Annotated in this window: 6 protein-coding genes; 4 read left to right on the top strand and 2 right to left on the bottom strand. The window is 70.3% G+C overall.

The genetic code is table 11. The annotated features are described in order from the left end of the window. Positions 1-328: 328 nt before the first annotated feature. Positions 329-1,330, bottom strand: coding sequence for a J domain-containing protein (locus tag VFS34_02920; protein ID HET9793389.1), 1,002 nt, complete (start codon positions 1,328-1,330; stop codon positions 329-331). A 70-nt stretch (positions 1,331-1,400) separates the two neighbouring features. Between VFS34_02920 and VFS34_02915 the strand changes: the two genes are divergently transcribed. Further along, positions 1,401-2,195, top strand: coding sequence for a transporter substrate-binding domain-containing protein (locus VFS34_02915; GenBank protein HET9793388.1), 795 nt, complete (start codon positions 1,401-1,403; stop codon positions 2,193-2,195). A gap of 72 nt (positions 2,196-2,267) precedes the next feature. On the opposite strand, the gene VFS34_02910 is transcribed toward VFS34_02915, so the two are convergent. Then, entirely contained in the window at positions 2,268-2,861 is a 594-nt protein-coding gene (locus VFS34_02910; GenBank protein ID HET9793387.1) for a hypothetical protein, read from the bottom strand. Between the two features lie 223 nt (positions 2,862-3,084). Here VFS34_02910 and VFS34_02905 point away from each other — a divergent pair, with 223 nt between their 5' ends. From VFS34_02905 to VFS34_02895, 3 genes are all read left to right on the top strand, one after another. Next, complete coding sequence (locus VFS34_02905) at positions 3,085-3,819, top strand: double zinc ribbon domain-containing protein (protein ID HET9793386.1); 735 nt, start codon at positions 3,085-3,087, stop codon at positions 3,817-3,819. Next, on the top strand, positions 3,816-4,724 hold the full coding sequence (locus VFS34_02900; GenBank protein ID HET9793385.1) for a proline dehydrogenase family protein: 909 nt from the start codon (positions 3,816-3,818) through the stop codon (positions 4,722-4,724). The genes VFS34_02905 and VFS34_02900 overlap by 4 nt, the downstream gene beginning before the upstream one ends. 64 nt (positions 4,725-4,788) lie before the next feature. Continuing rightward, on the top strand, positions 4,789-5,870 hold a 1,082-nt coding region (locus VFS34_02895), incomplete at its 3' end, for a carboxypeptidase-like regulatory domain-containing protein (GenBank protein ID HET9793384.1).

The following is a 5,870-nucleotide window of genomic DNA, read 5'->3' as shown; positions in this document are numbered from 1 at the left end:
AGAGCGCGCGGCGCGCATCGTCATGCGCGCTCTAGCCTGAGCGAGATCGTCGCGACGAGCGACTTATCTGCCGCGCAGCGTGGCGACCGGCCACACCGACGAGCACCCTGCCGCGCCGGCATTTTCAGCGCATTTCGAATTTCGTGTATTACCGTTCAAGGACGATCGCAGACAAGGCGATGACCTCACGACCGGAGTGAGCCGCGGCGAGGGGCGAGCCCGACGGGATGCGGGTCGGCCGCGGCGTCCCGAGTCGTACCGGCGAACGGACGGCGAGGGCGCCGCGGGCGTGCACGCGCCCTTCCGGCTCGATGCCTCGCCGCGACGGCTAGTCCAGCCCGTCCGGCAGTTCCGCCCTCGGATCCCCTTCGTACAGCGAATCGAAGAGCGCCGCGGCTTCCCGGCCGGCGGGGGTCAGGTTCTTCGGCACGACGATCTTCACCGTGTACACGTGGTCGCCCGACGCGTCCGTTCGCGGATCCCGCACGCCCTTTCCGCGCAGCCGGAACCGCTGGCCGCCCTGCGTTCCCGGGGGCACCTTCGCGCGGATCCGGCCGTGGACCGTCGGCACGGAGATCTCGGCTCCCGAATACGCCTCCCGGATCGTGATCGGCACGACGCCGAGGATGTCGTCGTCGCGCCTTTCGAAGTACGGATGGGGCGAGACCTTGATCGTCACGTAGAGGTCCCCCGAGGACCCGTCGCTTCCGGTATCGCCCTTGCCGGGAATCCGGATCGTTCCCCCGTCGCGGATTCCGGCGGGGACGTTGACCTTCAGCTTTTCCATGCTCGCGATCCGCCCCTGCCCACGGCACGTCGGACAGGCGGCGCGGCCCTTCCGCCCCGTGCCCTGGCACGTCGGGCAGACGATGCGGCGCGTGGTCTGGAGCTGAAGCGTGCCGCCGAACACGGACGTCCGGAACGGGATCTCCATCGTCGCGCGGGCATCGGCGGCCATCGCGCCGCCGCGAAATCCCCCGCCGCCCATCCCGCCGAACAGGTTCCCGAAGATGCCGCCGAGGTCTTCGAAGGACGCGCCTCCCCCGGGAGATCCCCCGCCGAAGCCGAATCCGCCGAAATCGAATCCCCCCTCGGGCGGTTCCTCGACGCGCGGTCCCGCGTGCCCGAACCGGTCGTACGCCTTCCGCTTCTCGGGGTCCTGCAGGACTTCGTACGCCTCCTGGACTTCCTGGAACTTCTTCTGGGCGCCCGAGTCCCCCGGGTTGACGTCGGGATGGAGCTTCCGGGCGAGCTTCCGGTACGCCTTCTTGATGTCGGTTTCGCTCGCGCCCTTCGATACTCCGAGCACCTCGTAGTAGTCCCTCTTCACGGCGCCGATCATACGACGCGCGGTCCGGCCGGCGGTTGCGCCGCGGGGGGAGAGCGCGCAGAATGACGGCGTGAAATCCCCTCTCCGGAAGCTCCTCGGCGCGGCGCTCGCCGCCGCGGCGCTCGGCGGCGCCGCGTCCGCATCCGACCTGCAGCACGTCAAGGACACGCACACGCTGCGGATCCTCACCGACCTCTCCGATCCGAACGACGTGTCGCGGCTGATCTATCGAACGGAGTCGGGATACGACGGGATCGAATACCAGGTTCTCCGCTCGTTCGCCCGAGCCCTCGGCGCCCAGACCCAGGTCGTGATCGTTCCGTCCTTCGACACGATCTTCACGGCGCTCGCCCGCGGCGAAGGGGACATCGCGGCCGCGTCCATCACCGACACGCCCGAACGGCGAAAGATCGCCGATCTCTCCGACTCCTACTTCCCGGTGCGCGAGACGGTCGTCGTTCGCCGCGGGGAGACCGCGCGTTCGTTCGCGGCCCTCTCCGGACGGCGGGCGATCACCCAGCGCGGGACGACCTGGGAGAAGGAGTGCCAGAAAGCGCCGAAGGTCAAGCTCCTCTACACGGAGAACCAGAGCGAGCTCTTCTCGAAGGTCGCCGACGGCACCGCCGACTTCAGCGTGACCGACTCGCCGATGGCGATGACGTACGCGGCGAAGTATTCGAATCTCGAGATCGCCTGGTCGCTCCCCGAGAAACAGAACTACGCCTTCGCGCTCCGCCTCGGCTCGGACCTGACGCCGCTCCTGGACGAGAACCTGAAGAAGCTGAAGGAGACCGGCGCGTACTACGCGCTGCTGGGAAGGTTCTACGGGCAGAAGGGGCTGGCGATCATCAAGGCTTCGGAGTAGCCGGCGCGGCGTACCGGGATGCCCGTCGAGCGCGCCGGCGGCTCCGACGGGCGGGTATCGCCGCGCCGCCCCCTAGAACCGGTACGACACCCCGGCATCGGCGGTGATCAGCACCCGATGCGGATTCGTCTGCGGAATGTGGCAGGTGACCCGTCCGAGGATCCCCAGCGTCCGCCATATCGTCAACTGCGCGTCGACGCCGAAGTGGAATCCGAAGACGGTCTCCTCCTTGTCGGCGGCGAATGCCAGGTCGCCGGGCGGGATGCCGGGTTTGACGCGGTAAATGCCCACGCCCGCGAAGAGACCGGATGTCCAGGCGGACTCGACGAAGTCGTAGGAGGTCGCGATGAGCCCGTAATCGATCCGGTCGCGCACGTCGTCGGGAACGGTCGCCGTCACGCCGTCGTTCACGACGAGCTGGCCGGCGTTGTAGGCGGCGACGTGCATCCGTCCGAGGGTCGCGCGGAGGAAGACCTGGCGATCGACCGCGTACTGCGCCCAGACGTTGACGTCGCTCCGCTCGAAATCGCTGAACTTGAACTCGCGCTCGGCCGCGTCGACGATGCCCCCCGACGCCCCGACGCCGAACGAGGAGGACTGGGCGCGCGCGACGGCCGACCACGCGAACGCCAGGACGAGGACGGCCCCGAATCGGAGAATTCGCACGGCGCCTCCTTTCACGCGACGACTCTACCCTCCGCCCCCGGGAGGGTCAACGCCGTCACGCTTTGTACGGCCGGGCGCGCGGGATCGCGGAGGACCCGGCGCTTCCGACGAGTCGGGCGCCGGGCGAGCGCCGTCCGACTCGCTCTCCGCCCGGCGGCGAGGCTCGGGTAGAATCGCGCGCGATGGAGCAGCCGCGTTTCGCGGGCAGTCCCGGAGAGGGCGCGTGATCGCGGCCCTCTCCACCGTTCTCGAACGGCTCTCCCCTTTCGTCTTCCCTCCCGCCTGCTGGTCGTGCGACGCCGGGCGGTCCCGGGCGCGGCGCGGGGGCGTCTGCGAGGAGTGCTGGAGCTCGATGCCCCGCGCTTCCGGAGCGCGGTGCGGCATCTGCGATCTCCCGATTCCGGCGGCGGGCGCGGACGCTCTCGAGGAGCCGCGCTGCGGCCGCTGCATGAGCGACCCGCCCGCCTACGACGCGCTCCGCTGTCCCGCGGTCTACGACGGCTCCGCCCGGGAGATCCTCAAGGCGTTCAAGTACGCCGGCGTCGACTATCTCGCGAGCGCGCTCGCCGGAATGATGGCGGCCGCCGCGGCCGCGGTCTCCGCGGACGCGATCGTCGTTCCCGTGCCGGCGACGCGCCGGGAACGGCGAGGGCGCGGTTTCTTTCCCGCCGCGGAGCTCGCCTCCGAGCTCGCCCGGGCGACCAGCCGCCGGTTCGCTCCGCACCTCCTCCGGAAGACGCGCGAGACGGAACGCCAGGCGGGCCTCCCCCTCTCCCGGCGCGCCGACAACGTGCGCGGCGCGTTCCGCGCGGGCGGCTCGGCCGCTCCCGTCCTCCTCGTCGACGACGTCGCGACCTCGGGCGCGACGCTCTCGGCCTGCGCGCGGGCGTTGAAACGCGGCGGCGCTCCCCGGGTGGACGCGGTCGCTTTCGCCCGGGCGCTCCCGGAGGCGCCGTGAGCCTCTTCGATCGGGCCATCGCCGCGACCCTGCCCCTCGTTCCCTCCCCGCTCGTCCGGCGGGTCGCCTCGCGGTACGTGGCGGGAGAAACGCTCGACGACGCGCTCGCGGCCGTCGACCGCCTGAACCGCGAGGGCGCGTCGGCGACGCTCGACGTCCTCGGCGAGGACGTGACCCGCCGCGAGGAAACGCGCTTCTTCGTCGACGAGTACCGGCGGGCGCTCGCGGGGATCGCGGAACGCGGCCTCGACTCCAACGTGTCCGTCAAGCTCTCCGCGATGGGTCTGAAGTTCGATCCCGAGCTCGCCTGGGAAAACTTCCGCGAAGTCGCGGCGGAGGCGAAACGGCGGGGCAATTTCGTCCGGATCGACATGGAGGACTCGTCGGTCACGCAGGCGACGATCGACCTCTTCCGGCGCGCTCGCGCCGAATTCGACAACGTCGGGATCGTGCTCCAGGCCTACCTCCGGCGGACCCAGGCGGACGTCGCCCTCGCCGTCGCGGAAAGATGGCCGGTTCGGATCTGCAAGGGGATCTACGTCGAGCCTCGCCAGATCGCCTTCCGGCACCCCGACCTGATCCGCCGGAGCTACGCGTACGCGACGGACCGGCTCCTGGAGGCGCGGGTCCCGGTCGGGATCGCGACCCACGACGAAGCGATGGTCGTCGAGGCGCTCCATTCGATCGAGCGGCGATCGGCGCGCCGCGAGGACTACGAGTTCCAGATGTTGATGGGAGTGACGGTCGGCCTCCGCCGGCTGATCATCCGGCAGGGCCATCGCCTGCGGGTGTACGTCCCCTACGGAACGGCCTGGCGGGGTTACTCGCTGAGAAGACTGAAGGAAAACCCCGCGATCGTCGGCCACGTCCTCGGCGGCATGTTCCGAAAGGAGGACGCCCTTTGACATCCCGCCCCCCGGGGTATACCCTCCTCGACGGATCGATATGAGCCGACTACGCGGGTCCGGCTTGATCTGGCTTTTGGCGTTCGCCGCGGCTCCCGCCGCCTGGGGCGACGCCGCGCCCGTCGCCGGAATCGTCAAGCACCTCCAGGTCCCCATTCCGGGCGCGCTCGTGTTCGTCTACGGCGTCTCGGATGCCCGCCTGAACCGCGCCCGGACGCAGCCCGACGGCTCCTTCCAGGTCGAAGGCGTTCCCGCCGGCGTCTACGACGTGATCGCGTACAAGACCGGCTTCTACCCCTCGCTCATCCGTCTCTGGCACCAGGCCACGCCGACGGTCTCGACGATCGCGATCGACCTGGTTCCCGCGAAATCGACGCCCGTCGGAAAGAGCGAACTGGACGTCTGGTCGTGGCGGGACCGGCTTCCGGCGGACGTGCTGCGCGAGATCACGTCGGAATCCGCGGCCGAGCCCTACCGCTCGACCGCCGCCGACCGGATCCATCTGGCGAGAGTCGTGAACGGGGATTTCGCGAGCAGCACCGACGTCGGCGGCGCGGGCGGGGGCTTCTCCCGCACGGAGGCGAACCTCTTCGGCAGCCTTCCCGGATCGCTCCAGTATTCCTTCCGCGGCTCGTATGCCGCCCTGACCGACGATCATCCGACGTCGGCGCTCGACGAGGGCACGGCCCGCGACGGGGTGCTGCTGATCGCGGCTTCTCCCGAGACCGGCATCGCGCTGAGCTACGCGGGACGAAACTTCTCCTCTCCCGACGGCGTGCCGGCGCGCCTCGACCGCGAAGCCGTCCGGTTCCAGCACCAGTCCGACTCAGCGGGCAACATCGAATGGTCGGTGTCGCGGCGCACCGACGACGGCTTCGACCGCGCGACCTCGGTGCTGGCGGACCGCGTCCCGGAGGGGGTCCGGCACGACGAGATCCGCGGACGATGGGAGCGGGAAGCCGAAGAGAGCCGCGCGGGAGTCACCGTCCGGGTCTATCGCCGTGATCTCTCCGACGACGCCAACTCGGCGGATCCGCGCCACGGATCGCTCCTCGACGGCGGGCTTTCGGCCGCGGCCGAGCGCTCGGTCGCCGGTCCCCTTTCCCTCGGCGCTCGCGTCGACGCCCGCACGGGTTCGGCGGGATC

The organism is Thermoanaerobaculia bacterium, from assembly GCA_035717485.1.
Classification (GTDB): Bacteria; Acidobacteriota; Thermoanaerobaculia; order UBA5066; family DATFVB01; genus DATFVB01.
Note: the sequence above shows the minus strand (reverse complement) of the source record. Positions and strands in the feature narration are given on the sequence as shown.